The sequence below is a fragment of the Frankia alni ACN14a genome (assembly GCF_000058485.1).
Classification (GTDB): Bacteria; Actinomycetota; Actinomycetes; order Frankiales; family Frankiaceae; genus Frankia; species Frankia alni.
This window is the reverse complement of the sequence record NC_008278.1, coordinates 6,387,452-6,404,221: the sequence shown is the minus strand read 5'-3', so window position 1 is coordinate 6,404,221 and position 16,770 is coordinate 6,387,452. Positions and strand designations below refer to the sequence as shown.

The 16,770-nt window shown below is 73.0% G+C and carries 8 protein-coding genes; 6 read left to right on the top strand and 2 right to left on the bottom strand.

What is annotated here, in order from left to right; genetic code table 11:
• Positions 1–170: 170 nt before the first annotated feature.
• Together treS and FRAAL_RS25685 are read right to left on the bottom strand one after the other, a co-directional pair.
• Entirely contained in the window at positions 171–1,898 is a 1,728-nt protein-coding gene (treS, locus tag FRAAL_RS25690) for a maltose alpha-D-glucosyltransferase (RefSeq protein ID WP_041939780.1), read from the bottom strand.
• Positions 1,895–3,928, bottom strand: coding sequence for an alpha-1,4-glucan--maltose-1-phosphate maltosyltransferase (locus tag FRAAL_RS25685; RefSeq protein WP_041939779.1), 2,034 nt, complete (start codon positions 3,926–3,928; stop codon positions 1,895–1,897). The genes treS and FRAAL_RS25685 overlap by 4 nt, the downstream gene beginning before the upstream one ends.
• A 699-nt stretch (positions 3,929–4,627) precedes the next feature.
• Here FRAAL_RS25685 and FRAAL_RS25680 point away from each other — a divergent pair.
• From FRAAL_RS25680 to FRAAL_RS25655, 6 genes are all read left to right on the top strand, one after another.
• Positions 4,628–5,203 carry a TerD family protein gene (locus FRAAL_RS25680; protein WP_011606959.1) on the top strand — a complete coding sequence of 192 codons (576 nt, stop codon included), beginning with the start codon at positions 4,628–4,630 and terminating at the stop codon, positions 5,201–5,203.
• Positions 5,204–5,591: 388 nt separating this feature from the next.
• Entirely contained in the window at positions 5,592–6,773 is a 1,182-nt protein-coding gene (locus tag FRAAL_RS25675; RefSeq protein ID WP_041941008.1) for a DUF475 domain-containing protein, read from the top strand.
• Between the two features lie 223 nt (positions 6,774–6,996).
• Complete coding sequence (locus FRAAL_RS25670; RefSeq protein WP_011606956.1) at positions 6,997–7,677, top strand: TerD family protein; 681 nt, start codon at positions 6,997–6,999, stop codon at positions 7,675–7,677.
• Between the two features lie 67 nt (positions 7,678–7,744).
• Complete coding sequence (locus FRAAL_RS35300; RefSeq protein WP_041939778.1) at positions 7,745–10,519, top strand: hypothetical protein; 2,775 nt, start codon at positions 7,745–7,747, stop codon at positions 10,517–10,519.
• A 52-nt stretch (positions 10,520–10,571) separates the two neighbouring features.
• A complete protein-coding gene (locus FRAAL_RS25660; RefSeq protein WP_041939777.1) occupies positions 10,572–12,242 on the top strand; it encodes an Hsp70 family protein in 1,671 nt (556 codons plus the stop codon).
• A gap of 374 nt (positions 12,243–12,616) precedes the next feature.
• Positions 12,617–16,567 carry a hypothetical protein gene (locus tag FRAAL_RS25655; RefSeq protein WP_041939776.1) on the top strand — a complete coding sequence of 1,317 codons (3,951 nt, stop codon included), beginning with the start codon at positions 12,617–12,619 and terminating at the stop codon, positions 16,565–16,567.
• Positions 16,568–16,770 lie beyond the last annotated feature (203 nt).

Sequence of the window (16,770 nt, the reverse complement as noted above, 5' to 3'; positions counted from 1 at the left end):
CGAAAGTTACCTTTCGTCGACCATGTCGCGCACGTGCCACCGCGGCGACCTCGGTGTTCCCGCCAGCCAGCCTCGCGGTGTGCCGGCCGGCCCGCCGGTTTCACCGGACCCGACCGCCGTCACCGGGGTCGGGCCTAGCGCCTTACTCTCCCCCCGTCCGCCCCAGGGGGCTAGGGGGTGAATTCCCCCGGTACGGTCAACGCGAACCAGTAATGTCCGTGTCCGGGCAATGTCAGAAGGTAGGGGAGCTCGCCGATCGGCGGGAAGTGCACCCGGCCGAGCAGCTCGACGGGCACCAGTCCCTCGAAACGGCGCAGGTCCAGCTCCACCGGCTGGGCGAAGCGGGACAGGTTCGCGACGCACAGCACCCGGTCGTCGCCGAATTCGCGCACGTAGGCGAAGACCGACGGATTGGACGCGGCCAACTCCTCGTACGTACCCAGACCGAAGACGGGATGGCGCTTGCGCACCTCGATCATCCGCTTCGTCCAGGCCAGGAACGACGTCGGCATCCGCTGCCCGGCCTCGACGTTCAGGGCCTGGTAGCCGTACACCGGGTCCATGATCAGGGGCAGGTAGAGTCGGGCCGGGTCGGACGTGGAGAAGCCCGCGTTGCGGTCGGGCGACCACTGCATCGGGGTCCGCACGCTGTCCCGGTCGCCGAGGTAGATGTTGTCGCCCATGCCGATCTCGTCGCCGTAGTACAGCACCGGGGAACCCGGCAGCGACAGCAGCAGGGCGGTGAACAGCTCCATCTGGTCGCGGCTGTTGTCCAGCAGCGGGGCCAGCCGGCGGCGGATGCCGATGTTCGCCTTCATGCGGGGGTCCTTGGCGTACTCCGCCCACATGTAGTCGCGCTCGTCGTCGGTGACCATCTCCAGGGTGAGCTCGTCGTGATTGCGCAGGAAGATGCCCCACTGGCAGTTCGGCGGGATCTGCGGCGTCTGGGCGAGGATCTCGGAGATGGGATAGCGCGACTCGCGGCGCACGGCCATGAAGATGCGCGGCATCAGCGGGAAGTGGAACGCCATGTGGCACTCGTCGTCGTTGCCGAAGTACTCGACGACGTCCGAGGGCCACTGGTTGGCCTCGGCGAGCAGCACCCGGTCGGCGTACTTGGCGTCGACCTCCTTGCGGACCCGCCGCAGGTACTCGTGGGTCTCCGGCAGGTTCTCGCCGTTGGTGCCGTCCCGCACGTAGAGGTAGGGCACCGCGTCGAGCCGGAAACCGTCGATGCCGAGGTCCAGCCAGAAACGCAGGACCTCCAGCATCGCCTCCTGCACGTCCGGGTTGTCGTAGTTGAGGTCGGGCTGATGGGAGAAGAACCGGTGCCAGTAGTACTGGCCGCGCACCGGGTCCCAGGACCAGTTCGACTTCTCCGTGTCGACGAAGATGATCCGCGCCTCGGGATACCGCTCGTCGGTGTCGGACCAGACGTAGAAGTCCCCGAAGGGCCCGTCCGGATCCGACCGGGACGCCTGGAACCACGGATGTGCGTCGCTGGTGTGGTTCATCACCAGATCGGCGATGATCCGAATGCCGCGTCGGTGCGCCTCGTCGACGAGACTGACGAAGTCGCCCAGATCGCCGAACTCGGGCAGGATCTGGAAGTAGTCGCTGATGTCGTACCCGCCGTCGCGCAGCGGCGAGGAGTAGATCGGCAGCAGCCACAGGCAGTCGACGCCGAGCCACTCCAGATAGTCGAGCTTGGAGATCAGGCCGCGGATGTCGCCGGTGCCGTCACCGTTGGAGTCGGCGAATCCCCGGATGAGCACCTCGTAGAACACGGCGCGCTTGAACCAGTGGGGATCGCGGGACGACTCGCCGACGGGACCGGCGGGGGCCGGGCGGGGGTTGTCGTCGCCGATGGGCTCGCTCAGCGGCTCCGGTTCCCTCACGACCGGGCCCGCACGGTGAGGATGTGCGCGGGCTCGACGGACGGGTCGAGCCGGACGTAGTTGTCCCGGCCCCACCGGAAGGTCTGCCCGGTGATCTCGTCGGTCACGTCGAAGGAGTCGTCCCAGCCGAGGCCGAGGGCGGGCATGTCGAGGCGCACCGTGGTCTCCCGCGCTTCGTGCGGGTCGAGGTTGACGATGACGAGCACGGTGTCGGCGCCAGCCGGATCACCCGTCCCGCCCGGACCGGCCGTCCTGCGCGGGTCGGCGTCGTCCGTCAGCCGCTTGGAGTAGACGATGAACTCGTCGCCGTCGGCGTGGTGCAGGTGCAGGTTGCGCAGCCAGTGCAGCGCGGGGTGGGCCCGGCGTATCTGGTTGAGCCGCGTCAGGTAGGGCGCCAGCGAGCGCCCCTCCCGTTCGGCCGCCGCCCAGTCCCGCGGCCGGTACTGGTACTTCTCCGAGTCGAGGTACTCCTCGCTGCCCGGCCGGACCGCGGTGTTCTCGTACAGCTCGTACCCGGCGTACACGCCCCAGGTCGGCGACATCGTGGCCGCGAGCACCGCGCGGATCCGGAACGCCGCCGGCCCGCCATCCTGCAGGAAGCCCGGCAGGATGTCCGGGGTGTTCACGAAGAAGTTCGGTCGCATGTAGTGGGCGGCGTCGATCAGTTCGCGGGCGTACTCCTCCAGCTCCCACTTCTGGTTGCGCCAGGTGAAGTACGTGTACGACTGGGTGAAGCCGACCTTGGCGAGGGTGTGCATCATCGCCGGCCGGGTGAACGCCTCCGCGAGGAACAGCACGTCCGGTTCGGTCGCCTTCACCTGGCCGATGAGCCACTCCCAGAACTCGACCGGCTTCGTGTGCGGGTTGTCCACCCGGAAAATTCGCACTCCGTGAGCGGTCCAGTGCCGGACCACCCGCAGGATCTCCTGATACAGCCCGGTCGGGTCGGTGTCGAAGTTCAGCGGGTAGATGTCCTGGTACTTCTTCGGCGGATTCTCCGCGTACGCGATCGAACCGTCACTGCGCACGACGAACCACTCCGGGTGGTGCTTCGCCCACGGATGGTCCGGCGCGCACTGCAGGGCGAGATCCAGGGCGATCTCCATGCCCAGGGAGCGGGCCCGCGCGACGAACAGGTCGAAGTCCTCGATCGTGCCCAGGTCCGGGTGCACGGCGTCGTGGCCACCGTGCTCGCTGCCGATCGCCCAGGGCGAGCCGGGGTCATCCGGGCCGACGACGAGGGTGTTGTTCGGGCCCTTGCGGTTGATCTCGCCGACCGGGTGGATCGGCGGCAGGTAGACCACGTCGAAACCCATCGCCGCGATCGCCGGCAGGCGCTCGGCGGCGGTGAGGAAGGTCCCCGAGCGCGGCGGGTCGAGGGTCGCCCCCTCCGAGCGGGGGAACATCTCGTACCAGCTCCCGTACAGTGCCCGGGGCCGGTCGACCCAGATCCGGTACAGCGAGGAGCGGGTCACCAGCTCGCGCAGCGGGAAGGCGTCCAGCAGGCTCGTCAGCCGGGGGTCCACGGCGGCCGCGATCCGTTCGTGGGGATCGTCGCGGGTGTCGTCGCGCAGCGCGGCCACCGCCCGGGCGATCTCGGCGCGCCGGCCCTCCGGCACGCCCGGCAACGCCCGCAGCAGCAGCCGCGCGCCGTCCTCGAGGTCGACCGCGAGCTCGTCGACGCTCTGCCCCGCACCGACCTTGAGCTCGATGCCGTGCCGCCAGGTGGCGACCGGATCGGACCACGCCTCGACGCGGTACCCCCACAGGCCCTCGTCGCCCGCCGTGATCTCAGCCTCGAGTCGGTCGGTGCCGGGGCCCGCGGAACGCATGCGGATGAACGGCGTGCCCTGGCCGTCGGGACCCGACAGCACGACGTTGGCGCCGATGAGATCGTGACCCTCCCGGAACACGGTCGCACCGACGGTGAGGTTCTCGCCCACGACCGCGCGCGCGGGCCACTGCCCACACGACACGACCGGGGTCACATCGGAGATGACAACCCGGCCTACTGAACGTCCGATCATCATGGCGACCTTATCCAGACGAACCACACCTCAATGGTCCGCCCTGCACGTGGCGAATAGCGACACCTCTGCGTGAACTGCCCGCGGCCACCGGATGGGTGATTGTTGGCGTTGGGGTGGGTCCGCCTGCCCCGTCCGGATGGTTCCTGCCGAAGCCGATGTTCCCCAGTTGCTGTGCCCACGAACGTCGGAACCTCGTCTGTTGTGCCGTCCGGCGTGCGCATTCGCTGCCGTACCGGTGACAGTGCCGGGCCCGGAGCGGGTCCGGCGGGCTCGGCCGCCGTTGTTGTTGCGTTGGGTGACCGGTCGGGTCGTGTTCCACCCGCGTTTCCGGCAGGTGAAGTGACCGCCCGATCGGGTCATCGCCGGGCTGGTCCGGACCCTGTCGGCTGCGCGACGGCAGGTGGACGGGCAGACCGGTATACCGGATCGGGTCGGCCGGCCGCCAGCAGGCGGACCGGTGGACCGCTCGCGGGAACCTCGCGCGCGACTCGTTCGTCCCGCAGAGCACACGTACTCCGGCACGTGGCCTCCGCGGGCGGAGAGTCACCGTGCCGTTCGCGTCGGGCAGTAGGCTGCCGGCGCCCGGCCGCCGGGGTATCCGGGACACCCGGGGGCGTGCCGCGCTTCCGGACAGCGGCCGCCGCCCGGCTCGGGTGCGGCCCCCAGACAACGCAGTCGACGCACAGCAGGAGGAACACAGTGGGAGTCAGTCTCAGCAAGGGCGGCAACGTGTCGCTGTCCAAGGAGGCGCCCGGCCTGACCAACATCCTGGTCGGCCTCGGCTGGGACGTGCGCAGCACGACCGGCGCCGACTTCGACCTCGACGCCAGCGCCATCGCGTGCCGCGCCGACGGCAAGGTGGTCTCGGACGGGCACTTCGTCTTCTTCAACAACCTCAAGAGCCCCGAGGGCGCGATCGAGCACCAGGGCGACAACCTCACCGGCGAGGGTGAGGGCGACGACGAGGCCATCTCCGTGAACCTCACGTCGTTGCCCGCGGAGATCGACAAGATCGTTTTCCCGGTCTCCATCTACGACGCGGACTCGCGCCAGCAGAACTTCGGCCAGGTCCGCAACGCCTTCATCCGGATCGTCAACGGCGCCGGCGGCACCGAGATCGCCCGCTACGACCTCACCGAGGACGCCTCCACCGAGACGGCCATGGTGTTCGGCGAGGTCTACCGGCACGGATCGGACTGGAAGTTCCGCGCCGTCGGCCAGGGCTACGCCTCGGGCCTGGCCGGGATCGCCCGCGACTACGGCGTCAACGTCTGACCCGGGTTCGCGGCACGTACGTCACGCCGGGCCGCGCGCCCGGCGGCGGGGACGGCCGGCGCCGGGCGCGGTACCGGCACCGGCCATCCCGAGGGAGCCGCTCACCAGCCCGGGACGGCCGGTGGCGGCGGCGCAGCGACTCCATCACCCGGAGTGTGTGGAGGTAGTGCGCGGGTAGGGCGCGACCTATCCGGTGTAACCCATTTGTCAGGTCGCACCCACCGGATGAACAGCTACGATGCCGACGACCGCCGCTCCGGGCCAACCGGCCGCGGGCCGACGCGGTCTCCGGCGAGTTCAGGCGACGCGGCGGGATCCGACGGACCGCGGATCCGCCCGCACGGCGCGACCGGGGTCTGGCGATCGGTCCGGAAAGGTGTTGATGGGCGTGCACGCCTTGCGGATCTTCGGGTGGTCCTTGGCGATCACCGCGATCGGGGTGGCCGGAGCGGGGGTGATCGGCACCCCCCGGGACGCGGCCATCGTCGCCATCCTCGCCGTGCTCGAGATCAGCCTCTCCTTCGACAACGCGGTCATCAACGCGACGATCCTGCGCCGGATGAGCCCCTTCTGGCAGAAGCTCTTCCTGACGCTCGGGGTCGTCATCGCCGTGTTCGGCATGCGGCTGCTCTTCCCGATCATCATCGTGGCGCTGACTGCGCACCTCGGGCCGGTCAAGGTCTTCGACCTGGCGCTCAACGACAGCGCGCAGTACGCCGAGAAGCTCGGCGACGCGCACCCGGCGATCGCGGCCTTCGGCGGGATCTTCCTGTTCATGCTGTTCCTGGACTTCCTGTTCGACCCCGAGCGGGATGTTCAGTGGATCAAGAAGCTGGAGGAGCCGCTGCGCCGCGCCGGCCAGCTTGACGTGATCCCGACCGTGGTCGGCCTCGTCGCGCTGCTCGTCGTGGGCGAGGCGTTCTCCGGTGACCACACCCAGCAGGTGCTGACCGCGGGCGTCGCGGGCCTGGCCACCTATCTGGGGGTGCGGGGCCTCGGCGAGTTCTTCGAGTCGCGCGGAGTCGGCGCCGAGGACGACGACGCCGCCGACTCCGACGGCGTGGCCGTCGATGGCGCCGGGAAGACGACCGCTGCCCCGAGGTCCTCCGGGCAGCCGAAGCTGGTGCTGGCCACCGGCCGGGCGGCCGCCTTCCTGTTCCTCTACCTGGAGGTCATCGACGCGTCGTTCTCGTTCGACGGCGTCGTCGGCGCGTTCGCGATCTCCCAGAACATCTTCGTCATCGCCACCGGCCTGGGCATCGGGGCGATGTACATCCGCTCGCTGACCGTGTACCTCGTCCGCCGCGGCACCCTGTCCGAGTACATCTACCTCGAGCACGGCGCGCACTACGCGATCGGCGCTCTCGCGATCATCCTCGCCATCTCGATCGAGACCGAGGTCCCGGAGATCGTCACCGGCCTGGTCGGGGTGGCCTTCATCGGTCTGGCGCTGGTGTCCTCCATCCGGCACCGCCGCCGGCACGCCGACGACGACGCCGACTCCACCGGCTCCGCCGGGGGCGAGGGTGGCCAGGGCCAGCCGCGCGAGGCGGTGGGCGCGCCGCTGTAGCGCCGGCGCGACCCGCCTGGTGCCGTTGCAGTACCAGGGGCCGGGCCGGCGATGGTCGGTCCGTCGGTCCCGCGCATCCGGCGGATGCTGCGCTCTGGAGTGGTCCGCCGCCGATGTGGCATCGTCGGGATGACACCGGGCGCAGCCGGCGACGGTACCCCCACCGCTCGTATCCGCCCACCGATCGCAGATCACCAATCCGGCAACCGCGAAGGAGCGGACCATGGGCATCGACTACACCAAGCGTCCCGGCACGCCACCGGCCGGCTCCGGACCGGTCTCGCTGAGCAAGGTGACGCTGACGAAGTCCGCGCCGTCGGTGTCGCTGAGCAAGCAGGGCGGCGGCGGCCGGCTGCACGTCAACCTCAACTGGAACCAGAACCCGTCCGGGGGCCAGCAGCAGAAGGGCGGCTTCCTCAAGCGGGTGCTCGGCGCCGCCGGCGGCGGCATCGACCTGGACCTCGCCGCGCTGTTCGAGCTCGCCGACGGCCGTTCCGGCGTGGTGCAGGCGCTCGGCGACGCGTTCGGTTCCTTCGACGGGCCGCCCTACGTCAACCTCGACGCGGACGACCGGACCGGCGCCGCCGTGGGCGGGGAGAACCTCTACGTCAACCTCGCGCAGATCGGCCAGATCCGCCGGCTGCTCGTCTTCGCCTTCATCTACCAGGGCGTGGCCTCGTTCGACCAGGCCGACGCGGTGGTAACCCTGACGCCCGCCCAGGGTGCCCCGATCGAGGTACGCCTCGACGAGCAGGCCGGCGGCGCCCGGATGTGCGCGATCGCGCTGCTGACCAACACCGGCAACGACTTCACCGTGAGCCGTGAGGTCCGGTACGTCGGCGGGCACCGCGAGCTCGACCAGGCTTACGGCTGGGGGCTGAACTGGACCGCCGGCCGTAAGTGAGTAACGCCGGTACCTCGCGATGACCCCCCCGGTCCCGCCGCCCGGCGGCGAGGAGGATCGATACCCGATGTTCCAGTCACGTCGCGATCCCGCGCCCCGCGGCCGGGGAAGCTGGTTCCCGCCCGGCGGGGCGCGCCCCGGGCCGCCGGACCGCCTGGCCCCCGATCCCCTGGCCCCCGATCCCCCGGCCTCTGATCCCTTGGCCCTGGACCCCCTGGCTCCGGATCCCACGGACGCGGAGTTGCCGGATCCGGAGTTGCCGGATCCGCGGCTGCTGGAGCCGGAGTCGCCGCGACCCGACCCGTCGCACGCGGACCCGCTCGCAGGCGTCGGTGAGCCGGGCCGCGACCCGCTGGGGGTGGGGGACGGGCTGGAGTCGTTCGACGACGCCGGCTACTCGGCCTGGCGGGGACCGGACCATCCCGGGGACCGCGCAGCGCAGGTCCGCGCAGCGCGGGACCGGGCGGCCCAGGACCGGGCGGCCCAGGACCGGGCGGCCCAGGACCGGGCAGCCTTCGAGCGGTCGGGGCGGAACCTCGGGCCGCGGCGTGACGACGCCCTCCCTGAATGGGATCCGTGGCCTGCCGGCCACGGCCCGAGGGACTACTTCGACCCCCCCGACCGCACCCACGGCTTTGACGGGCGCCCGGCGACGGGCGGAGAGTCTGCCCCCGAGGCCGGCGGGGACTGGGACGAGTCCGTGCCGGTGGGGGTGCGCGGCTTCGGGGTGCCGCCTCTGGGCGTCGCCCCGCCGGTCAACCCGTACCAGCCCGCGGGACGCGATCGCGCCGGTACCGCGGACGCCCGCGACGCCGATGACGCCCCGGGCCCCGCCGCCGACACGGCTTCGTTCGCCGACACGGCTTCGTTCGCCGACACTGCCTCGCACGCCGACGCCGACACCTGTGGTGACGCCGCCTCGTATGCCGACAGCTTCCCTCATGCCGGCGGCTCCTCCCACGCTGGCGGGCCCTCCTATGCAGACGGCCCCTCCTACGCCGACGCCGCGCCTCACGCGGGCGGAGTCCTCGGCTCCGGAGCCGAGGACGCCGGACACGCGGCGACGGGTGCATCCACCGCCGACCCGGGGCCCGTGGCCGACGACCATGACGGCGGCCAGTGGCGTGACGAGCCGGCCGACGACTACCGCGGCGAGCCCTATCCGCCCGTCGTTCGGCGCTACGCCGCCGATCCCCGGCCCGCTGCCGGCCTCCACCACGGCGTCGGTCCTCGGCACGCCGCCGATCCCCAGCGGCCGGCCGAGCCGGCACGTTGGGCTGACCCCGGTCGTCGGACCGAGCCTGCCTACGAGGCCGACCTCTCCGACCCGGACCACCCGGACAACCCGGACCACCCCGACCACGCCTGGCCCGCCCGCGCCGAGCCGGACCTCGGCCCGCGGCGGGACGGTGTCCGGCGTCCATACCCGCAGGAGCTGGAGCACTCCCGCCGCATGGACTATCCGGACCTGCTCGCTCCGGAGGAGCGCCGCGATCCGGGCGAGTACCCGCACGGAGCGCGAGCCGACAACCCGCTGAGGACGGCCGCCGGCGGGTACGCCGATCTCGTCGGGCCGGCCGGGTACGCCGATCTCGCCGGGACGGCGCAGCGTCCCGGATCCACCCTGGAGGTGGGGCCGAATCCTGAGGCTGAGCCGAATCCGGTTGCTGAGCCGACCCTCGGTGGTGTTGCTCCGGTACAAGGGGTTGCTCCGGTACAAGGGGTTGGGCCGGCACCAGGGGTCCGGCAGGCGCAGGGTGCTGGGCTGGCCTGGGGCGTCGAGGCGGTGCGGGGCGTTGGGCCGGCGGCCGAAGCATGGGGGACGGGCAGGCTGCGGGGCTCGGGCGAGGCCGGGGCGAACGCGCTCGGCATCGACGACGACGCGCTGCGGGCGGCCGGTTTCGCCGTATCGCCGGCTACGGGCCCGCCGCCGGTGCGCGACCACGACCACGACGACGCGGCGAACCGGGCGGGCGAGGGGCGCCACGACGAGGTGGGCGATGCCGCGGAGGCGGACCACCTCGGCAGCACGAACTACCCCGGCGGCACGAACTACCCCGGCGGCACGGATCCCGACCCCGACGACGATGCGGACGCAATGGTGACGGCGCAGGTGGCGGGCGATCGGAGCGGCGAAGTCGATCATCATCGGGATGTCCACCGCGAGGATCTCCACCCCGGGGAGGCCGGCCGCGAGGATGTCGATCATGAGGATCCCGACCGTGAGGACGCTGCCGGTCGTCATCGGGGCGCCGTCCGGGAGGACGCCGCCGGGTGCACGCAGGACGCGCAGGACGCGGAGGACTCCGTGGCGGCCGCGTTCCGCCCTCGCGGCGGGCGGGCGGGCGCCGGGTCGGCGGGGGACGGGGACCTGGTCGGGTCGATCGGCGCGATCCAGGCGGTGGCCCTCGAGCGTCTCGCCGGCCAGGTTGACGAGCTCGCCCGGCTGCGCCGCCACGACGCGGAGCTGGTGGACCGGCTGCACGCGGAGAACAGCCGCCTGCGGGCCGGGGAGCTCACCGAGGCGATGGCGCCGCTGCTGCGGGGCCTGATCCGGCTCCACGATCAGATGGGTAGCCTGGGGGCGGACGATCCGCAGAGCGTCGCCGGCATCCTGCGCAAACAGCTCCTCCAGGTGCTGGACCTGGCCGTGGACGTGCGGCCGTACACAGCGGTACCGGGCGGGACCTTCGACCCGGCGCGGCATCTCGGTGTGCGGCGGGTGGCCACGGACGATCCGGGACGGGACGGGACCATCGCCCGCACCGTGCGCCCCGGCTTCGTCCGTGGCGAGACGACCGTCGTCCGGCCCGCGGAGACCGAGGTCTACCGCTCGCGCTGAGTCGCGGTGTCGGCGAACGCTGACGAGACTGGCGAAGGGAAGAGTTCAGACGGTGGCGGGTACCAAGGTGTTCGGGATCGACCTGGGCACGACCTACTCCTGCATCGCCCAGGTCGACGAGTACGGCCGGCCGGACGTGATCCGCAACATCGAGTCGCAGCCCACGACGCCGTCGGTGGTGCTGTTCGACGGCGGTGGCGAGGGCGCGACGTCCTTCGTGGTGGGCACGCAGGCCAAGCGGCAGGCCCGCATCCGCCCCGACGACGTCGCACGGCTGGTCAAGCGGCACATGGGCGCGTCCGACTGGCGTTTCGTCGCGCACGACGTGGAGTACAGCGCCTCGGCGGTGTCGAGCCTCGTGCTCAAGGCGCTCGCCGCCGACGCGGAGCGGGCGACCGGTACCCCGGTCACGGACGCGGTCATCACCGTGCCGGCGTACTTCGGTGACGAGGAGCGCAAGGCGACCAAGCTCGCGGGCGAGCTGGCCGGGCTGAACGTGGTCGACATCATCAACGAGCCCACGGCCGCGGCGTTCGCGTACGGCTTCGGCCAGGACGGCGCGGAGGAGTCGACCGTCCTGGTCTACGACCTCGGCGGCGGCACGTTCGACACCACGGTCATCCGGCTGAGCGAGGGCGCGATCACCGTGGTGGCCACCGACGGCGACCACGAGCTCGGCGGGGCGGACTGGGACAACGAGCTCGTCCGCTACCTGGCGCAGAAGTTCACCGAGGCGCAGCCGGACGCGGGCGACCCCCTCGACGACGTCTACGACGAGCAGGAGCTGCTCACCGCGGCCGAGGACGCCAAGCTCGCGCTGTCCGGGCGCGACAGCGTCGACGTTCTCGTCGTGCACAAGGGCAGGCGGGTGAGCGTGCCGGTGACCCGGGCGACGTTCGAGGAGATCACCGGGCCGCTGCTGCGCCGCACCCTGGACCTGACCGGCTCCGTGCTGGAGCGGGCCCGGGAGAAGGGCGTCGAGAAGATCGACCTGTGCCTGCTGGTCGGCGGCATGAGCAAGACCCCGGCGGTCGGCCGCCGGTTGCAGGAGTCCTTCGGGCTCACCTCCCGGCTCGTCGACCCGGACCTGGCCGTGGCCAAGGGCGCCGCCGTGTACGGGCAGAAGAAGGCACTCGAGCGCGAGGTCCACTCCGACCTGGTGGCCAGCGGGGCGCTGCGGCCCGACCAGGACCTCGCCGCGGCCGACGCCGCCGAGGTGGAGAAGGCGGCGGCGGCCAGCGCCGGCGCCGCCGGGCTCGCGACCGCGTCCGTGGTCGACCTCGTCCGCACCAAGGTCACCAATGTGACCTCCCGCGGCTTCGGGATCTTCGCGGAGGACCGCGGCGTGCCGGTCGCGGCCTTCCTCGCCCACCAGAACGACCCGCTGCCGATCTCGGTGACCCGCACCTTCTACACGGTGACCGACGATCAGGCCGAGGTCGACATCCGGGTCTTCGAGCAGGGGACCACGGCCGAATCGACGGCGATCGACGACAACAAGGTGATTGTCGCCGGGGCGATCTCCGGGATTCCGCCGGGCCATCAGCGGGGCACGCCGGTCGAGGTCACCTTCGCCATGGCGGGGGACCAGACAATTCGGGTTACCGCGGCGCACGAGGGTGCCGCCAGTGCACTGGTCCTCCAGGTGCGTGCCGGGGTCGGTTCCGAGGAGATGCGGGCGACCGAGTCGGCGAAGGTCAGCCTGCTCAAGCAGCGGGACTGAGCCGGTCGATCCCGCGACCTGGGACTTCTCCCGCGGACCGGGAAAAACCCCCTCAAGAAGTGTTATGAGCTGCCAATTTCCCACGTACGCAGGCGCTTCCGGGTGTCGGCCCCGTAGTCGGTAGGGTCAGCCGGGACGCACGGTCAAGGTCCGCAATCGCCGCCAGACGGCGCTACCGGACCGCCGATCCGCAAGGACCGGACTGGGCGTCTGCGGCGTCCGGGACCCGGGGCGGGGCGCCGCTTCGTACTCTCGGGTGTGGGGCCTGCCGGGTGTGGGGCGGTAAACTGCCGCCCCGCGTTCGGCGCCCGAAGACGGGCCGGTCGCCGGTCCGTCCGCAGGGCACGGCGGTCACGTGGGACGAAGGTGGATCCTTGAGCGCGGCGTTCGACGGCAGCGGCTATCGCCAGCGGGTGCTCGCACCGCTGCGGGCGGGCTCCTTCCTGGACACCGCCGACCCCTTCCTCATCGCCGGCCTGGACCCCACCGTGCCGTACACCGACTCCGACGTCGGGGCCCATCTCGTCCGCGTCCTCGCCTTCCTGCAACGGGAGCGCAACTCGGCCAAGTACGCCACGCTCGCCACCGAGCTGGTGCGTCGCCGCGGGGAGTGGGAGGAGCCGCTGCGCGACGCGGAGTCCCGGGAACGGGTCCGCGCCCACGTGCTCGCCGCCCGGCGCAGCGGTGACGCGGAGCGGCTGGCCAAGGTCGACGGCTACCTCGCCACCGTGCGGGAACGCTTCGGCGGCATCCCCGCCTCCCGTGTCGACGGCCTGCGCCGGCTCGCCGTCGCCGCCGGGGTGACCGTCGAGGAGTTCGACGCCCGGCTCAGCCGGGAGCAGATCATCGTCGACGGGGTCGGCGGGGGAGTGGAGCCGCTGGCGCCCGAGGTCCGCCGCCAGATCGCCGAGCGGTTGGCCGAACTGCGCGCCCTGCGCGGCGGCGACCGGGTGTCCAGCGCGTCGCTGTGGGCGTTCCTCGGGCTCGCCCCCGACGCCTCGCCGGACCGGCTCGCCGCCGCCTACGCCGCGGTGGCGGCGGCCAACAGCCGCCGCCCGCACGACCGGGAGAAGACGGTCACCGCCGACCTGCTGGCCCTCGTGTCGACCCGGCTGGTCGAGGGCGATCCGGCCGCCTACACCGTCGGCCTGATGGCGGACGCGGCCGACGAGCTGCGCCCCGCGGTGGAGGAACACGTCGTCCTCGACGGCGAGCTCACCGCCGTCGCCTTCGAGGGCCTCGTCCGCGCGGCGCTGGCCACCGGGCGAGGGCTGACCGCGGCGCAGGCGAAGTCCGTGGTCCTCGGGGTGGCGCGGGAACTCGGCGCCGCGGTCAACGTCGGCGGGGTCGTCGACTACGTCGTCTGTCCCGGCTGTGGGCGCCCGGAGGCGGCCGGCGCCGCCCGGCACTGCCGGTACTGCGACACCGACCTCTACACGACCTGCCCGTCCTGCGGCTCGATGACCGAGGCCGCGGCGGTGGTCTGCCGCCACTGCGGGCACAGCCTGCGCCAGGCCCGGGAGGCGGCCGAGGCGCTCGCCGCCGTGCGCCGCGCGCTGGAGGGCGGGCGCCCCCGCGAGGCCGGTGAGCTGCTCGCCGCCGCACATCCCGTGCTGGTCGCCGTCGGCGGCCCGGTCGCCGGCGCCGCCGACGAGCTCGGCGCCCGGGTCTCCGCCGCGCTCGGCGCGGCCGACGCCGGCTGGCGGGCCCTGTCGGAGGCGCGCGCGGCCAACCGGGCCGACGCGGCCCTCGACGACGCCCGCTGGCTCGCCGCGCAGGCGGCGGACGTGCCCGGTCCGGACGGCCGCGGGCCCGCCGAGGTGCTGGCCGAGCTCATCGCCGCCCAGGCGGTGATCCGCCGGCGGGTCCAGGCCGCGCGGGCGCTGCCGCCCGAGGCCCAGGAGGCCGCCCTGGCCGCGGTGCTCGCCACCGCCGCGGACAACCGGGAGGCGCTCGCGGCGCTGGCGGCGCTGCCGCTGTCGCCGCCGTCGGACCTCGTCGCGGTCGCCGGCCCCGACGGATCGGTGCAACTTCGCTGGCGGGCATCGCCGTCCGTCGGCGGCCCCGTCTCCTACCGGGTGGAGCGCGTCGTGCTCGTCGAGGGCGCCGCGGCGACGCTGGGTCGGCGCAGCCTGGGCACCACCCGTGCCACCGAGCTCTACGACGCCGGCGCGCCGGCGTGGACGCCGGTGCGCCACGAGGTCACCGCGATCTGCGGCGAGCGCCGCTCCGAACCGGTCGCCACCGCGCCCGTGGTCTGCACCCGTGACCTCGCCGAGCTGCGGGCCGAGCGGACCGCCGCCGGGATCCGGCTGGCCTGGCGGCTCGACGGCGTCCTGTCGGTCGTCACGGTCGAGCGGACCGTGGCGCCCGGCTCGCCCGTCAGCCAGCCGCCCCGGCGGGCCCGGGTCACCGGCGGGGTGTTCCATGACACCGACGTCGTCGTCGGCGTGACCTACCGTTACCACGTCTTCATCGAGTATCACGACGCGGCCGGGCACCCCGTCCGCACGCCCGGCGCCGAGGCCGAGGTCGAGGTGACCGCCCGGCCCCGGCCGGTCCAGGATCTCGCCGCCGTCACCACCAGCGGGCGCACCACGCTGCGTTGGACGCCCCCGCCCGGCTGGGAGGTGCGGATCTACGCGACACCGGTCGCGTCGGGTCCCGCCGGCGGCGCCGGGAACACCGGTCCGCGGCTGGTGGCGGGCTCGGGTTCCGGCCCGTTGCCCCTGCCCGGCGCCGGCTCGGGCCCGCTGGCGATGCCCGGCTCCGGCCCGCTGCCCCTCGGCGGGCTCGGTGGCGAGGGCGACGACGTGCAGCTCGCCGCCATCACCGGGCCCGTCCGCCTGGTCGGCGCCAGCCGCGCCGGCCAGGCCGCGGAGTCCGCCCCGGTCGGCGAGGTGATCTACACCCCGGTGACGGTGCACGGGGAGTCTGCCGTCATCGGCCGGGCCGTGCGACACGTGGTGATCGAGCCCGTGCGCGACCTGCGCGCCGACGACCGCGGCGAGTCGATCGTGCTGTCCTTCCAGATGCCACCCGGGGTGACCGAGGCGCGGGTGCTCTGGCGGCGCGACCGGACGCCCACCGGTCCGGACGACCCGTATGCCGCCAGCGCCAAGGTCACCAACACCAGCCTGGAGATCAAGGGCGGCTGGCATCTCGCCGCCCCGGCGGACGGGTGGGCCTACCACGTGGCCGCCTATCCGATGTACCGGGCGGGCGGGATCGCCCGCGTCGCGACCGCGGGGGTGGCGGTGCTGGCCCGGCCCGCGACCCGCAGCGACCCGCCGCCGCTGCCGGTGACGCCTGCCATGCCGGCCGGGCCCGCCACCGGAGGTCACCTCGTCGGCGGTCAGCTCGTCGGAGGTCACCTCGCCGGCGGTCCGTTCGCGGGGCGGCCCACCGCCGGGTCCGACCCGCCAGGCGCCGATCCGATCACCGCCGCGCACCCGCTCGGGGGCCCGGCCCAGCCGCGCACCGGCGCGGTCCCGGTGCCGGTCGGCGCCCGCCCTCCGGTGGCGGGGGGCCCTCAGCCGGGCGGGACCCGGGGGCCCTCGCACGGGGACAACCCGCCCACGACCCCGCTGGGCGTACTGCCCCTGCCCCTGTTCCCGCCGGCCGGACCCGGCGCCGGCATGTCGGGCGCGGGCGGCTCGGCGCAGGCGTGGCACGGGCGGTTCGCGCCCGGCGCGCCCGTCCCGGTTGTTCCTGGCGGCGTGGCACCGCCGGGACCCGGTCCCGGCCCGGGGCAGCCGGTCGTCCCCGACGGTGCCGGCGGCTCGGACGGCCGCGGGGGAGGTGGCGCTCCCGGTGCTCCCGGTGTTCCCGGTGTTCCCGGTGTTCCCGGCGCTCCCGGTGTTCCTGGTGCCTCCGCTGTTCCTGGTCCCTCCGGTGGGCCGGCGACGCCCGTGGCCGCGGGGGGGCCCGGCGTCCCGGCGGCGGCGGGAGCGGCGGACGGTCCGGCGCAGACGGGTCCGGTCCCGCTCGGGTCGCAGGGCGGTGCGCTGGTGCAGCCGACGGTCACCTACACGGTGAGCCGGTCCGGGTGGCGGCGGCGGACCATGCGGGTCCAGGTGCACACCTCCGGCCCGGTCGGTGAGCTGATCCTGTTCGCGCGGCCGGGCGCCGCGCCGCCGCGGGTGGCCGCCGAGGCCCACGAGCTGTCCCGGCTTGCGGCCGTCGATCAGGCCGTGACCCGCACCATCGACGTCACGCTCGACGGGGCGCAGCTTCCGTGGGGCGTCCGGTTGTTGCCGGCGCTGGTCCACCCCACCGGCTGGAGCGTCACGCATCCCGCCGACGAGGATCTGGTCGTCCGCTGAACGACCGTTCCGGCCTGGTCAGATCATGTTCTTCCGCGTCGCGATTTGGGCGAGTGTTGTCCTGTGGCGTCCGCCGTGCGGAGATGTCCCACCAGGTCTGCAATAATGGCACTACCACGGAAAGTATTCGTCCTGGTGCTGTTCCTTGTAGCCGGTGTGCCCCTTACGATTGGGTCCATCACGCGTAGTTCCAGTACCGGTCA